General features: G+C 38.8%; 11 protein-coding genes. All 11 read right to left on the bottom strand.

Annotated features, from left to right (window positions below; genetic code table 11):
- Positions 1-72 precede the first annotated feature (72 nt).
- The 11 genes from ACW2QC_RS00155 to ACW2QC_RS00105 all read right to left on the bottom strand — a co-directional run bounded on the left by ACW2QC_RS00155 (position 73) and on the right by ACW2QC_RS00105 (position 16,505).
- On the bottom strand, positions 73-1,602 hold the full coding sequence (locus ACW2QC_RS00155) for a T7SS effector LXG polymorphic toxin (RefSeq protein WP_457541954.1): 1,530 nt from the start codon (positions 1,600-1,602) through the stop codon (positions 73-75).
- A 420-nt stretch (positions 1,603-2,022) separates the two neighbouring features.
- Positions 2,023-2,406, bottom strand: coding sequence for a hypothetical protein (locus ACW2QC_RS00150; RefSeq protein WP_457541953.1), 384 nt, complete (start codon positions 2,404-2,406; stop codon positions 2,023-2,025).
- A 607-nt stretch (positions 2,407-3,013) separates the two neighbouring features.
- On the bottom strand, positions 3,014-4,528 hold the full coding sequence (locus ACW2QC_RS00145; protein ID WP_457541952.1) for a T7SS effector LXG polymorphic toxin: 1,515 nt from the start codon (positions 4,526-4,528) through the stop codon (positions 3,014-3,016).
- Between the two features lie 16 nt (positions 4,529-4,544).
- Complete coding sequence (locus tag ACW2QC_RS00140) at positions 4,545-4,856, bottom strand: TIGR04197 family type VII secretion effector (RefSeq protein ID WP_457541951.1); 312 nt, start codon at positions 4,854-4,856, stop codon at positions 4,545-4,547.
- A 6-nt stretch (positions 4,857-4,862) separates the two neighbouring features.
- On the bottom strand, positions 4,863-5,282 hold the full coding sequence (locus ACW2QC_RS00135) for a YwqH-like family protein (protein WP_457541950.1): 420 nt from the start codon (positions 5,280-5,282) through the stop codon (positions 4,863-4,865).
- Positions 5,283-5,295: 13 nt separating this feature from the next.
- Positions 5,296-9,738: a type VII secretion protein EssC gene (gene essC / locus ACW2QC_RS00130; protein ID WP_457541949.1), complete on the bottom strand. Its 4,443-nt coding sequence runs from the start codon at positions 9,736-9,738 to the stop codon at positions 5,296-5,298.
- Positions 9,739-9,816: 78 nt separating this feature from the next.
- On the bottom strand, positions 9,817-11,145 hold the full coding sequence (essB, locus tag ACW2QC_RS00125; protein ID WP_457541948.1) for a type VII secretion protein EssB: 1,329 nt from the start codon (positions 11,143-11,145) through the stop codon (positions 9,817-9,819).
- Positions 11,146-11,855: 710 nt separating this feature from the next.
- A complete protein-coding gene (locus ACW2QC_RS00120) occupies positions 11,856-12,110 on the bottom strand; it encodes an EsaB/YukD family protein (protein ID WP_457541947.1) in 255 nt (84 codons plus the stop codon).
- An 11-nt stretch (positions 12,111-12,121) separates the two neighbouring features.
- Entirely contained in the window at positions 12,122-12,622 is a 501-nt protein-coding gene (gene essA / locus ACW2QC_RS00115; protein ID WP_457541946.1) for a type VII secretion protein EssA, read from the bottom strand.
- Positions 12,594-16,028: a type VII secretion protein EsaA gene (gene esaA, locus ACW2QC_RS00110; RefSeq protein ID WP_457541945.1), complete on the bottom strand. Its 3,435-nt coding sequence runs from the start codon at positions 16,026-16,028 to the stop codon at positions 12,594-12,596. The genes essA and esaA overlap by 29 nt, the downstream gene beginning before the upstream one ends.
- Positions 16,029-16,208: 180 nt before the next feature.
- Complete coding sequence (locus tag ACW2QC_RS00105) at positions 16,209-16,505, bottom strand: WXG100 family type VII secretion target (protein WP_106496016.1); 297 nt, start codon at positions 16,503-16,505, stop codon at positions 16,209-16,211.
- Positions 16,506-16,741 lie beyond the last annotated feature (236 nt).

The raw sequence follows: 16,741 nt of genomic DNA, 5'->3' as shown, positions 1-16,741 counted from the left end.
CCTTTTCTCTTGTTTAATTGCCTGCATCGAAGGTTCTTTATGGTTTTTTATGCGCTTTAACACCATAATCCATTAGCTGAATGGATTAATGGCATCAAGTCCGCTTTGAATTGCTTCACCAGCGTCTTCCACTAAATTTGTTGCGGTTTCTGTAACAGTGTTCCAGCCATCCTCTATTTGTTGGCCGGCCCAATCTAATCCGTCTTGGAGTCCTAAAAAGTTATGCTCATAAGCAAAATTGAAAACTGAAGTCGCAACAACACCTACAGCTGTGGCACCTGCAGCAATACCTACCGCTGCCCATCCTACAGGAGTAGCACCAAGCGCGACTGCCCCCGCGGTTATGATACCCTTTGCCACCACGGTAGCTCCGATACCTATTCCCGTGGCGACCACATTATGTGTGGTAGCTTCTCCCCATGTCTTATCATTATTTGCTATATCATTATACATTCCAACACCAAAACCTAATCCTATAAACCCTTTGCCTATCGCCCTTCCCGCTGTACGGACATAACTATCGGCTTTAAAAAAGGGTCTGGCTGCACTAGCTGATTTTGCATTAACTATACTAAAGGAATTAGGTCCAGCCGGTCCTGGTATTGCTTTAAACCTTTGAATCAAAGCACCTAATTTTACTGTCCCTTTGTATTCCAGTATACTGGCACCAATTGGAACACTTAAATCCCGAGCAATCTGCGCACGATTCTCATTCAGATATTCAACAAAACCCTCGGGTACTTCCTCGTTTAGTTCTTCTTCACTTAGATCTCCTTTTGTTTTATTAAGAACAGATATAATCTGGTAGTACCTATCACTATCGATTTCACCGTTCTTCAAATCTGTGTAGGCATTATTTAATATTGCCTGCGAAGGTTCATTAAGATCTTTTATCACATCATTCTTAGCTTTCCGGGCCTTTTGGATCTCCTCTTTCCGTTTCCCTTCATTATAATCCTTTAACGCACCTAAACCGACTTCCGTAGATTTGCTTTTATAATCAGCAAACCGAGCCTCACCCATGCTCCTACCTGCTCGATTCATCGCAACCTCAATATGATGCAACAATTCCTTTGTCTCAGAATCATGCTCTTTCCCTTCATTAGTAAACGAAGTAAACTTATCTTCCAAATCTGTTATCTCTTCAATCACTTCATTTTCATCGTTCGTTACCGGGGAGAAATTGGGTGTAGTCGCACTAGTAATATCTGCTACACTACTAATTGTTCTGTTTATAACCTGATGTTCAAAGTTTAACTCCTCATACTTCTCATCTACATCCATTTCAGTATCAGTCAAGTAGTCACTTTCTATAATCGCTGTTTTACTTGAATCTACATCAGATTCAAACAAATCCAAGTGTTGTTTCAAATTATCATTCAGGTCTGTGAACAACCCATTAAAAGCGTCAAGAATTGTCTTATGCAGATCGCCAAAATAACCTTTTGCCTGTTTTGCCGTTTTACCTGAGAAAGTCTCCATTGCAATAATTTGATCAATATCTGCTTTAATATGATCCAAGTCCAATTTAATTTTTTCAGAAGTCGTCTTTAGGTCATCCGACAGTTCATTAACCTCAGATATATCCACTTTATTTCCCATCTTATCCCTCCTTTAATTAACGTATTGGCTGTGGCCCAGATAGTGACTCTCATTTTCCAACATCTTTGGCACACTATTTCTTGCACCCGTTCATATTATTTTATTCCACGCATCTGCATCAGCAGGAATAGTCATATTTCCCCCACTTACCAGTGTTGACCGGGATCCGGGGTCTATATAAAATTGACCTATGTTTTTGTGCGCCCAATCAACCAAAGCTGAGGCAACTCCGTCCGTTACCTCTTTTGAAACTGAGTTCAGGATACCTTTTACAGATTTCGTTGTTTTCAACCGTAACACTAGCTTTTTATATCTTTAATATTTATCTATCCCCTCAAAAGGGCTTATAAAATTATGTAACTGTCTCTGCAATTAGCTTTACTGAATTTTGCCGATGTATCACTTATTTCAATTCTAACACTATGAAATATTTTTCTTTATCACTAGAAAAAATAAGATCGCGAAAAATACTATTGTTGCAACAATCATTGCTACTTTCGACCACTTTTTGTTTTTGATCATATTCTCTGCGAAAATTAAAAACCCCGAGTAACACAACAGTATAATGGTGACACTCCATAATCGAAAAAAATAATGAATACAAATTACAGTCAAACCTACCAATACAATAGAAGCCCATAAATCCGGCAAAAATTTAGAAGAGAGGCGGATGATAAGTATAAAAACAGCAGGTACCAAGACAACATAAAAAAGTATAGTGACTCCGCTATTAATTCCAATCATAACTAATATAAAAACAATCAAACCTATTATTGTCCCAACCAACGGTATTTTTTCTTTCACTGAAAATCATCCTTTTTATCTAAAGATTTAACATTTTATTCTGATAACATACATGTGACTCGATATAACAGCTTTACTGAAACTAATCCGACCTTTGAATAGTTGTGAACGGAATGTTCTCCTGTCTTCTTGAATAATGTACTCATTAAAACTTTTCATGAAAAGTTTTAATGAGTAGCAAACCATTCTAACAATTAAAATATAATCGCGCCTCCGTCCTCCCCATACCATTCGTAGTTAAGGTTATATATACAGCAGTTCAAGTCTAACCAAGTTCGTTGTATTTGCACATATTTGAAAGCTGTAGGATTAATACCAATCCTTTTAAAAGGTGTATGTTCACGAATTAAGAGACAAACCCTTGTAATTCATCATGAATTCAGAGACACGGAATATTCGATTTCTTAGCAATTTGCAATGTCCCTTCTATAGACTAAAGATATTTTGTTTGCTTTTGGAAAGGTTTCCTTTAACATTACAAAAAATTTATTTGTTACATTTAGCAAAACCGCTATAGAAGTAGAACTTTCTAAAGTTATATAACTTGGGCTTTAACCATTTATTAATTAGTGAAATAACTGACACACAAGAAGGTAGAATTAAGAAGTTATTTGTACTCTTTCCAACCGGTGTTTTTCAATATTTTTTGTCCTTTCGAATCAATTACAAAATGATCCGTTTTACCAGTATCTTTGTTTGTTCTATAAATCATAGTTTTTACTTCATCTGTACTGGGAACATACAAAACATTATATTTAGATGCACCTAAAAGTTCTGAACTAGCGCCGCCAGCCGCGCCAGCCCCGGACAAAGTGAGCTGCGCTCTTATTGATGCGCTGGCGGTCAGACTTGTAGTGCCCCATCCTACTAATGTTGTAAAGGCAGTTTTAGCTATCACCCCTTGAACTTTTTCACCGGTTGTTTGCTTATGGGTCTCTTCATAATATTCGTATCCTGACTCCACTTCATAATGTAAATAACCTTCACTATCTACCCTATAATTAAAAGTTTCACCATTTTTCAACTTTAATGGCTCATTTGGTACATCATGTGGAGGTGCATCTTTACCAATTAAGTATTCAGACAAATCTGCGTACTCTTCCCTTAATCTATTTTCTTGCTGCTCGGCTTCTTCTTTGGCTTCTATATCCCCTCTGCTATCAGCAAATTTTTGAATACTTTTATACTCGTTAATTTCCGAGTTTATCTTCCAAATTTCCTGTGTTTCGTATCCTCCCTTTTCACCATTCCATTCAATACTTTTCTGCTCGTGAAGAATTGTCTGAATGCTTATGGCTTCATCTTTGTTGCCTTCTATATTATTCATTGGCTGTAATCCATTCATTTGGGTATCAAAATAGTTACCATAAAAATTCAATCCACTACCTGCCGCTCCCGATGGACTAATCACATTATTCATATAAGGTAATCCTAGTTCGGCAAAGGCTTCTTTGCGACGATATGTTTGAACATAACCTTTTAAAGCTGGTAATCCACCGAGTATCATTCCTCCCTTATAATCGGTAAATCTTGCCTCGCCCCTCTTCGTTACTGCTCCTTCCATAGCAACTTCAATTTGTTGTAATAAACTTTTTATTTGGGAATCATGTTGCTTACCTTCACTAGTAAATAAGGATAACTTCTCATTTAAATCTGTTATAGTTTCAATTACTTCATTTTCGTCACTAGTTACGGTCGAAAAAGACGGTGCAGTTGCACTACTAATATCCGCAACACTATTAATGGTTTCGTTCACTGATTGGTGTTCACTATCTAATTGCTCGTAATCCTCATCTACATCCATTTCAGTATCAGTCAAATAGTCACTCTCTATAATCGCTGTTTTACTTGAATCTACATCAGACTCAAACAAATCCAAGTGTTGTTTCAAATTATCATTCAGGTCTGTAAACAACCCATTAAAAGCGTCAAGAATTGTCTTATGCAGATCGCCAAAATAACCTTTTGCCTGTTTTGCTGTTTTTCCTGAAAATGTCTCCATTGCAATAATTTGATCAATATCTGCTTTAATATGATCTAAGTCCGATTTAATTTTTTCAGAAGTCGACTTTAGGTCATCCGACAGTTCATTAACCTCAGATATATCCACTTTATTTCCCATCTTATCCCTCCTTTAATTAACGTATTGGCTGTGGCCCAGATACAGGAATGTTATTACTTGCATAACTGGCTAGTCTTTCATCATTCTCCCGCATCCTCTCTCCCACTTCTCCCAACGTCGTGATATCCGTATCCAGCAGCGTCTTATACTTTTTTAGTAGCTCAATTGCTTTAATCGTATTTTCCAAGTCGTCCATAAATGGTGTAATATTTGTCTTATCAAACGTTCGGCTTGTTTTAATGCCACTTTCTAAATCTGAAAGTGACGACCTTAGATTTTTAACATTCGAACGAAAAACCCCTATATTAATACCTACTTCTTCTCCCATTTACATTCACTCCTTTTGCGCAGCACTTATTTGACTATCAATAGATGCAAGTGTATTTTGCAGATTTGCCAGTCCTGTTTCGTAAGCAGCTTTTTTGCTTTCATATCTGGCAATATCCTCTTCCATTGTTTGCTTCGCATCTTCTGTCTTGGAAATAAAACTTTTTACACTGCTTTTGTACGCGTCGTAATAATCCTCGAACTTATCTTCCTTTTCCCCTTTCCATCTGCTTTCATCAATCGTTAAACCATCGATGGAGCTTTTGGTTGTCTCCAGTTCTGAAATACTTGTGGATAGTTTACCTGATGCTTCCTGTAATCGCCTGATTTTCTCCTCTAGAATAGCAATTTGATTCCTTGAATTAGCAATCCCTGCCAAAACAGTCGATCGTTGCGCATATAAACTACTTAGTGCCGAACTGCCCATCTACCCATCCTCCTCACTTTGGAATTTTAATTTTCACATGCTGATGATCCATTGCATAATAGCATTCATACGGATTTGGATACTTTTCCTGTCTAATAAATGGTTGCTTGAATATATCTTGATCGCCAAGGCGCATGCTGATTAAACCAGCAGTAGATTTGTTTCGAACATATTTTGGTACCTGTTCAAAACTTAATCCGATATAGCTGTAGTCTCCACATATCACGAAATGGATTCCGGATTGTGGTCCATTTTCAAATAACACGGCTACTTCCTGCTCATCCAAGTTGCTGCGTTCGGTAAAGTCTTTTAAATCAGCAATTAAAATGATCCACTTACTTCCTTTTGCAAGATTTTCTGTGTGATTGTTAATTTCATCGATCAAATCATTTTTTACGGTCGTGATTCCGTCCGATTCAGAAATATAGGCATTGACACTATTTCCAACCTCCGCTAGTTTCTGGTTGTTTGTATCAATTACCATCGTTTGATAAGAATCCGAAAGCAGTGAAATATTTTTAGCCATGGCGTGCTGCAATTTCTCTAGGCCATCTTTTCTGTCGCTCACAACAGTTAAATAATCATGTTCTTCTGGGTTAAAGGCTAATGGTGAAACATTTTCAAATTCAAGTCCCAATGGAAGCATTTGATCCTTCATCCGTTCTTTCGTCTTCCTGTTTTTCTTGAATTGTTCAAAGTCAATAGCCCCTTCAGGCATCATCGGAATCGCATCTGGGCGTTCGCCTTCCCATGAGGCATCCATCCTTCTCGCCGTTTCTTGAATAGCATCAATAATATCCAGTGCTTCTTCTCCTTCTGTCGGAAGCATTGCTTGGAACAACGCGGGATCTTCCAGTTTAACAAGACCGCGGCCTGCAATTTCCTCAATCTCTAAATCTGTCCTTCCAACAATTGCCCGTGCCTCTGTCGGATCAATTAAGTAAAGGGCAATTTGCAGTTTCAGATTGGATAACAATGGCATTCGCATTGCGCTTTGTCGTCCAGCGCTAATGGCTAAATGAATCCCGATGCTTGCACCTTCACGAGCAACTTGCGTGATTAACCGGTCAAATTCATCTCCAAAGTCTGCATCGCGAACGGAATCATAGTTATCAATGACAACAAAGATATTCGGAACCGTTTCCCCGCTTGCTTTTTCATACATTTCTATGTTGGCAACACCATATTGACTTAATTTACGTTTACGTTCTTTTAAATTAGTGGATAGCAAACGAATTAATTTTTCCATCTTTTCTACTTCATCAAGTAAAATAGTGTCCGCAACATGTGGTAAGTTTTTCAATGGCAATAATCCGTTTGTTCCAAAGTCCAGTAAATAAGCATGTAAGTGTTCCGGGTTATGCTGTTTTAACAAATCCATCACTAATGTTTGCAGGAATGTTGACTTCCCGTAACCAGGGCTTGAGAATACTGCAATATGCCCATCTTTGGTTAAATCTAGCGTCAATGGCTTTTGTGCTTGCAATTCTGGCTGATCCAGCAGGCCAATTGTTGCGTGCAATGGCTTTTTTGGTTCTTGCCATGCTTCTTCAAATGCCACTGGATGTAGATCTTCTGCAATTATCCGCTCCGGTAACGGCGGCAGCCATGGTCGCGGTAACGGCTCAATCTGTTGTTCTTCCGTATAATCATGAATATAATCAATGACCGCATCCAATTCGGTTGGTACTTTTTCGATTTCATCTTTCTTACCTAATCCGCTTAAATCCTCGGTCAAAATAGCATACTGTCCCAAATCATTGATCGCATAAATCGTTGTGTCAATTCGCTCATGACCATCTTTATCCGGTACATAATCCGCTCCGCTCCAGGCACTTTGGAACAATTCATAAATCTCATTATTGCCGACCTGTAAATAAGAACGGCCTGGCAAGGTGATTTCGGCAGCATCAGGTGTTTTTAACACTTCATTGGAATCACTTGCATTTTGCACCTTAAGCGCCAACTTAAATTTTGAGTTCGACCAGATCTGATCATCGACAACACCACTTGGCTTTTGTGTCGCCAGGATCAAGTGAATACCTAATGAACGACCAATTCTTGCTGTTGAAACGAGTTCTTTCATGAAATCTGGCTGCTCGGATTTCAACTCCGCAAACTCATCGGAAATTAGGAATAGATGTGGCATGGCTTCACTTGCTTCGCCTTGTTTATAGAGTTTTTGATATTGATTAATATGGTTTACATCGTGTTCTCCAAATAGACGCTGCCGTTTTTGCAGTTCCGCTTTAATGGAAGCAAGCGCACGCATTGATTGAGCACGGTCCAAGTTTGTAATCGTCCCAAGTAAATGTGGCATGTTCTTAAATAAATTCGCCATCCCGCCACCTTTATAGTCGATTAGTAAAAAGGCAACTTCATAGGGGTGAAAATTTACTGCGAGCGAAATAATATAGGATTGAATGATTTCTGATTTACCGGAACCAGTTGTACCAGCTACTAAACCGTGTGGACCATGTGCTTTTTCGTGTAAATTCAATTGAACAATATCATCTTTCCCGCGCAATCCCAGTGGAACGGCCAAACTTTTATATGTCTCATTACGCTCCCACCGTTGGGAAATACCTAGTTGTTCTACTTTCTCCACACCATACATTTCAAGAAAAGTAACACTCTCTGGTATGGAGTTTTTCAGGCTTTGTAAATGATTTAAAGGAGCGAGTGCGCGTGATACATCCTCTTTATTAAATCCGGCTGGGAAATGATCCGGTACAAAGCCTCGGTTTACAAGTTCGCCTTCTTCAAGCAGGATATTCCCGGTCTTTGCATCCCTAATATCGATAACCGTTTTGACATGCTCTGGTAACGACTGCAACACATCTTGCACAAATACGAGTGATACTCCAAGTTCACTAGGATCCTCGCTGAAAAATTCCATTATGGTATGATCCAAAATTAGCTTTTCATCGGTAATGAGTATGACAAAATGCGGTGAAAAGTAGGTTTTTTCATTCTTGTTCTCCTTTTCATCCAAAACAAGTCTACGTTCCTTCAGTACTTGGTATAGGGAATGTAAAACTTGGTCTCTTGATCGTTCGTGATAGACGAATCCTCTAACATTCAAATCTTGCAAACTAGCATGTGGTAACCAGCGCATCCAGTCCCAGTCTGCCTTCTCTTCTTCTGGGAAAATAGTAATGAATTGCACATCGTGATAGCTGTGAAATAGTGCCGTCTGCATAACGAATAATTGCAATTGCTCTAAAACAAGTTCCCGCTGCCCAATGAAGCCTACAGGACCATTCATGAGTGACGTTACAACAGGTACATTAGTGATCCCTTGATACTGCGAAAGCAAGACACGTGCCATATCAACAAGTTCATCCTTCTCCTGTGTAAATTCTTCCTCGTTGAATTCAATGTCGAAACTGGAATCAATTTTCCCCAACCCCGTACGAAAATGCAGAAAATCATGATGAAACATTGTTTTCTCGTATGTGCGTGCATCCACATTTATGGCCATTTCCCTAATCTCTATTACATTAGGATAATGGTATTCTAGTGCATGACGCTGTTCCTCGCTGGCCAAGTACAATTCTTTCGTCTTGCGCTGTAAGTATTCTTTATACGTTTTATCCCGATCTTTCATATCCGCTTTGTACTTTTTCACACTTTTTACATAAGAAGTGATCGAAAAGATGATTGTCGTAACAGTCATAGCGAGCATGACGATGATATATATCCCTCTAGGCTGAACGAGGGTGATAAGGACAAGTGCTGCAATCATAACAAGTGGTGGCACAATCGTCCGTGCCAACTGTTCGCTTGGCTTGGATGGTTTATTAGATGGTTTGGCAATCGTTCGCTTATCTTCCGGCTCTCGATAGATAATGCGTGGCGACCGATGATAATCGGGATATTCCGCATCATACTGAATATCCGCCTCTATCAGCGGAGTTAATTTGGATGCTAAACGCTTATCGGATGTGATAATCTGAATACTTCTCTCATTTATTAGAACGGTAACTCCATCAAAAAAGAGCTCATCACCAGGATGGAGCAGTACATTTCCAGTTATCCGGGAATAGTTGTGGTACATAACCCCTTTATGCAGTTCAAGATTGAATAATTGGTGTGACTGCTCCCGAGTGAGTGCGAAATCAACCGTAATATCCTTGAGCTGAACATCATCATATTCATTGATTCCGAATGTAATACCTTGTTTACCGGCTACATCGTATATATTTCGTTCGCTTAGGTCGATAAGGTGAAAAAGTACTTCCCCCAATGTCAATTGTTCATTCAAATGTAATGCTTTACCCTTAACATGACATACCTTTCCATCCCACTTTACAGAAAATGATTGATCAAGTGCAGCAAATGTCACGGTATTAGACCAATCATTTCCTATTGTTATTTCTTTTTGCTCATCATCCGGTAAATGGCATTTATGCAATTGATCACCATAACTTATCATTAGTGTTTTTTGTGCCATCTTTCTCTTCCTCTCTAAACCAATCCATCTTGAGTTTCAAGCTGCTCGTTGTTTTTTACAATCGATTTTAATTGATTGCTACTCCTTCTTCGCTTTTTCCTTATCTTTTTCGTTCTCCTGTTGCTTTTCTTTTTCCGTAGTTTTCTTCTCTGCATCTTCTGTTTCCTTGTTCTCTTCCGGCATATCTTTTACAGTATTTTCCATTTCATTTGCTGTATCACCGGTTGTAGCTTCTTCCTCTTCTTCAGGAATTAGGTTATATTCTTCTCTGTATTTTTTAAGCTCAGCTTGTAAATCATTAACTTTTTCATCTCGCTCTGTGCCGGTTAGGTCTGGATTGTTTTTGGCCTGCTCGATCTGTTTAATCAAACCGTACATAATAAGTTGGGGATCATCGATAAATTTAGCCTTTTCAACGGCCGCATCGAAATCACCAAGGCCATTATAAATCCAATACAACAAATAATTTTTATCACTTTTTAAACTAACATTTTTCATAATGACTTCTTTTTCGTTATCAGATAATTCCTCGACACTTATGTATGAATAAGCAAGGATATATTTGGTCGCATTCGGCAGCTTTTCCGGATCTTCTTCCTCGAGTGTATGAATGACTTCCCCATAGTCATCTGCTAGATACGCATCATGTGCAGCCAATAGTTTATCCTGGTACGGAACTTTGACAAATCCATAGTAAACAAGTGGCGCAGCGAGCAAAATGGCAACTGCGATCATGATAATCGCCAATTGCTTAAACAGACGAAAACGTTTAATTGGAACGATTTTCATGCTTTTCTCTGTTTTCTTTTGCTCGACTTGATAACTTTCCTCTAAAAATGCGATCAAATGTGTCAGATCATTCATCTCGCTTACCTGCTGCTCAAACTCTGTATCTTTCGCATTTTGCAATGAGCCATAATAAAGTTCATCAAAACTGAATTTGGTTGAAAAAAGAGCGATGGTCAGGCATTTTAGTTGCTTTAGAAGGTCACTTTCATTCACTTCAAACGGCGGAACCAAGTCACGGATCCCGCGATATACACAAGCTGGCATTAAGTTATCATCAAACACCAAGTTATCCGGATGAAGAAAGAACGATACCCTTGTCGACAAACAAGTCTCAAACCTTGTTACATTGCATAATAACCGTAATTTTTCATTTCGGTTTAGTTTTCGCACATCTTCCCAGAGCTTTCTTTTCTGATTAACAAAAAAGGAAAAGGTAAACAAATCCTCTTCTTCACTAACTTCCACCGGCACAAATAAATCAGAGGTCTCTGTCATAATACCCATCTGCTGGATATCTTTTATTCGTGTCTGCGATTTGGGTAGTTTTAATTGCCAAATATCTTCTTCAATCGCAAATTGATATGTATGTGCACCAAACTCAATCGTCTTTTCCTTCATATCCTTTGACTCCTTTGTATAATAAACAACCATGTAAACATGGCATTTGGCTTAGAAACATGCATTTACTGTTCTATAGGGACTTTTCATGTTATTTTATCGGCGCGGGGGCAGGGGCATCTGCCCGTTTTCGAAATTATCGGCGCGCGGGACCAAACATCCGCCCGTTTTCGGAATTATCGGCGCGTGAGAATAAACTTCCGCCCGTCATCTGAATCATCGGCGCGTGTGACCAAACTTCCGCCCATTATCGAAATCATCGGCGCGTGGGCTAAAACATCCGCCCGTTTTCGGAATCATCGGCGCGTGAGAATAAACTTCCGCCCGTCATCTGAATCATCGGCGCGTGTGACCAAACTTCCGCCCGTTTTCGGAATCATCGGCGCGTGAGAATAAACTTCCGCCCGTCATCAGAATTATCGGCGCGTGGGCTAAAACATCCGCCCGTTTTCGGAATCATCGGCGCGTGGGACCAAACTTCCGCCCATTATCGAAATCATCGGCGCGTGGGCTAAAACATCCGCCCGTTTTCGGAATCATCGGCGCGTGAGAATAAACTTCCGCCCGTCATCAGAATTATCGGCGCGTGGGACCAAACATCCGCCCATTATCGAAATCATCGGCGCGTGAGCGAGAACATCCGCCCGAGAACAGAAACATCGGCGCCAAAGACAAAACATCTGCCCCCGTACGCCAAAACATTCTTTTCTCTACAAAACTGTTAAAATATCACCGTCTGTGACCGGATAGTCAATCAACATATCATCATCTGCTAGAAGTAAATTTTTCGTGATGATTTTAATTGCATATGGTGAGTTATCAGTTAGGTCAAGCTTCAATGTTTCGATTACATTTAACAACAATTGTTTAACCGATAGCTGTACTGGAATTCGCAAATCATATAAACCAGCGTCTCCACGGCTAGTAAAATCTATTGTCACATCAATATGTGTTTTGTATGGCATCCTCCACTCTCCTAATCTGACAATTTTCTCATCATGATATAAATACCGCCAAACACAGCACAGACTAATCCGATCAAACCAATCACAAAAGCATTTGTAAACCATGAACCGTCTTGCTTTTCCTCCTGAACTTCAGATGATGTTTTTGGGGCAGTATATTCTGATGTAAATAAAGATTGTTCCAAATTATTAATGGTTGAATTCCCGTTTGAGTCCATCGTAAATAGGGCGGTTTCCAATTGATCCATTGTTTCTTCGTTTTCAACCTGCTCCGCTTGGATGACCGATGTTGTCTCTTCCTTAAACAAATCAGGAAATGTCTTCTCTAATTCCGTTTCCGTATTCTTCCGGTCATCTCCAGTTTCATCTTGAATAATTCGGTCTATTTTCCATTCCAGTTCACCCTTATTGTCAGAACTGTCTTCTGCTGATGCCTGATATGGCAGCATCAGCAGTAAACAGAGAAGACAAATCGGTACTAAATTAGTTCGCTTCAGCAATACTTTCATCATCCTCTTCCCCTTTTCGTGCGCTACGATTTAGGACAAGTAAATTAGCAATAACACCAATTAATGTGAGACCGGCAAGAATAAACATAGCTGTTCCATAGCCTTCCTGACCTTGAACTGTTTTGGACACCAATGTTTCGACATATTGCAACGGGGAATACATGCGTATTGTTTCTAACCCAACAAAGCCGGATCCAAGTGCCCTTGTTAAAAACAAATATAAACTCAATACAGCAAGCAGGATAAACATGCCAATCATTTTCAATTGTCGCAATAAATAAGTTGCCACTAAAAGCATGACAGTCATAACCAAGGTAATTAGCCCGATCCACTTACCGAGTTCTCCTCCACTAACTTCAAGGAAATAACCCGAAAGCAAACCAATTATAATTCCTTCAGCAACACCTATCCCACCTATAATTGACGTTATCAGGGTGTTTTTACCCATTAAGGATTTTTCTGTTTCAAATTGATCACCAGCTAGTTGTCTTTGATTGCTCATCGAAATCACATAAGCTGTAAATAAAGCAATAATAAAGCAAACTAACACTACAAAGTATGGTGTGAATTTATCTCCAGCAACAATTGTTCCATTGTTTTTGGTTTGTACCGGATTGGATAAGAAATCATATAGATCCTCATTCTGTCGATCGCCAATTCGGCTATTTGCTAGAACTTCAGCAAAATTTTTCGCAAACTCCTGATCTTCCAGCAAATTATTCGTCATGTTGGTTGATAGTTCTTCTGCTTTACTAACCAAAGTTGTTCCACTATCCTGAATTGCACCTGCCTGATCGTCAATTCGATCAAACGTTTTATAAACATGTTCAGCAGCGTTAAGATTCGATTGTGCTTGGTCTGCAAGTGATTGACTCGACATTAATAGCGGCTGAAATGCATTTCCCAATGTCATAATAGCAGTTTGTTCTTCCGCATTATTCGCTTGAATTTCAGTTTGTTGGTCGACTAGATTCAAACTCTTCTCGCGCCACTTGGCAACATTCGCAAGCGTTCTAGCCAAGCTTTCATTTAAGACAGCCGCTTGTTCTTTCGTCTCAACAACCTGTTCTACAAGCTGATCAGCATCTTGATTTGCCCGATTAGCATGCTGCTGGAATGTACCAATTTGTTGTTGCAGGCGTTCTAATGGTTGGCGGATTTCATCTGTGACATCGTCTGCCACTTGTTTTGCCAATAATTTGCCGATATTGTTTTCATTAAATAATGTGTAAAGTGACGAATCAGTTGCCATTTCTTTTAATGATGTGTCATCACTTAGTGTTTCGTGTATATTCGAGCAGTTATCTCTACTACATTTTAAATCAAACCCAAAATACATCTCATACAATGACAACAATTTTTGATACGGACTTATGGTGTTGAACACTGCATTGACTAAGTTCTCTGTTCCTTCATCTATTTCTGGGGACATTACTTCATGATGAATATGATGGTCGACTATTTCGACTTGTTCTGGTTTATCATCTTGTTTAACATCTTGGGTATTTTCAGGCTTCTCTGTTTCATTCTTTTGGTCCGTATTTTTCTGTTTCTTAGAATTGGCTTCATCTGATCCTTTATTTGTTTGTTCTTCTGTTTTTCTATCTTCTACTTGGTCTTTTGTTTGTTCTTTTGTCTGTTCTTCTGTTTGCTCTTCCGTGTCCGTTTCACGTTTACTGTCATCATTTGTATCAACCGATTTATCCGTACTCATACTGGCAGTTAACGGTGTGTTTGGTAACTCCACAGCGGCATACCCCGAGTTATCAACTTCTTCGCTATCCGTGGGTTCCAAGTCCCAACTCCACGTTACAGGTTGTAGTATGTTAATGAGACTTTTATCGCTCTTGAGTTTAAGTGTAACTTTAACAGTGAATTTTCCTTCCCCAAATGCCGGTAACACTACCTGATTATTATTATCTATTAAATTTGTATAATTTTTTGCCTCTTCCTCATTTGGCAATTTCAGCGATACGTATTGCAACTCGTATTCAGCAGGGATATTCAATTTGAAAAGCTGCCCATTTCCTTCATTGTTTGTTTTTGGCAGCATCACGGAATCGGTTGCTGTTACACCTTTTCTAGTCAAATGCTCCCTTAGTTGATTAATCTCGTGTGTTAATTGGGTTGCTTCACCAGTTTGATCTGGTATGTAACCAAACTCTTTCGTATACTTATCTGTTACCGCAAGCACATTTTTCAGCTCTGTCGTTGTCTCATAGGATAAACCTAAATCAACAATATCTTCCTCGCTCAATGTTGGCAGGTTATCAATTTGTTCATTAATACGTAGTCTGGAATTTTCATCTGATTCCTCAAACAGTGCATCCAAGTTGATCAACTTGCCATTAAACGCATCGTCAAACACCGTCGTTAACCGATCCTCAACTTTTGACCGTAAATCCGAGTTTAATTTTTTATTCACATTTTCATGTGCTTTTTCAACATCTTCAAGTGAGGATTCCAAGTACGTTTTTAAAGCTACAGTATTCGACACAATCGTAGCTGCATCATCCTCACTTCGCTGAAATTGTTGATTAATCATGTTGTTAGCAAACAATAGCTGTTCAAGCTGTTTATCAACATCGTCACTAGTTAATCCGCCTTCTAACTGATTCAATTGATCAAGAAAATTCATCGACAAAACACTATTCGATTCTAGCAAATTTGACGTTTCATCCATGCTAGATAAATAGTCTTGACTCATTTCTGCATCTTGATTTAACTGGTCATCAAACGTATCCAATGTTTCTTCAAAACCGCTGAAACTATCTTTTGATACCTCGGTACTATTTTTTACATTACGAAACCGATCCGTATAATTTGCAAGCGGGCTGTGTATGGAGTTGTTATATGTATTGGTGTATAATGCTTCTTCCTCCACAACCTCACTAATGTTATCTTGAGCTTCCTGTAAATTGCCAATGACACTTGCAAAATATACATCAATAATTCGACGGTTAAAGTCATTTAGTACCGAACTGGCCGTCTTCTCTGCTTCTGCCTGAAAATCCTCATTGCCAGATGCGTTTATTTTATAATTTAGCACAACATGCTCCGGAGATTCTGAACTTATCGACAACGCCTTTTCCGAGAAGTCATTCGGAATAATGATCATCATATCGTATGTATTTTGTTCAAGACCATTCTCTGCAACGCCACGACTGACAACATACCAGTCATGTTCATTATTCTTATCTAAACTCTTGACAAATGCCTTACCAAACGATAAATCATTTCTATTAAATGTTGCCCCTTCGTCTTCATTCACCAAGGCAATCGACATCGTCTGAACATCTTTACTATTCTTTGTCTTTGTAACATGATTTAATGATAAATAAGATAATCCCGAAGCAAGTGCGATCATTAAAATCAGAAACAGTATTATTCCTTTATACCCTTTTTTCATTTACCACAACTCCTGCTAATCCTTTATATAATAATGAATAAGTCCATACTAAATATTGAGTAAAAACATAAGGAGAGAGATACTTAATAAACATGAGCTACACAACAATTGTCGTGTAGCTCATGTAGTGAAGAATGACAAATGACACGAATTCACTTATTCAACCCAAATATAAGCCTTTTATCTAAGACCAAAATTTTGTGATAAAGCTTCATCTTGTTGAGCCACTGCTTCAGCTGTTTTAGTTAATTGCATTTCAATATCCTGCATTAACTGTGAGAAGTCCTGTACCCTTGGTTTCAATTCTCTGAACTGGTCATCGAATCGTTCAAAAGCACGTCCTTCCCATTCCCCTCTTAATTCTTCTTGTAAGCCAGATAGGTCTCGAAGGATTTGTTCGATTTGTTGTGAACTTTGACCATAACGTTTCGCTTTCGCCTGTAGTTCCTCTGGCGTCATACGAATTTGTCCTGCCATATGCTTCATCTCCCTTATAAAAATGATTACACGCTGAGGTAAAAACGTACTGTTTAAACTGTTTTTAACCCTCTTCTTATTTAATCCTAATGATCAAATTTTACCCTGTCAACATTGACTTTATTGACTTTTTTGATAATTAGTAAATAATACCTATGAAATGTTGAGAATAAATCGTCTTAACGAAAATATGATTAATAATGCCTATTATTTCCTCAGCAACTTTTCTATGACTT

The sequence above is a fragment of the Virgibacillus sp. FSP13 genome, assembly GCF_054048505.1.
Note: the sequence above shows the minus strand (reverse complement) of the source record. Positions and strands in the feature narration are given on the sequence as shown.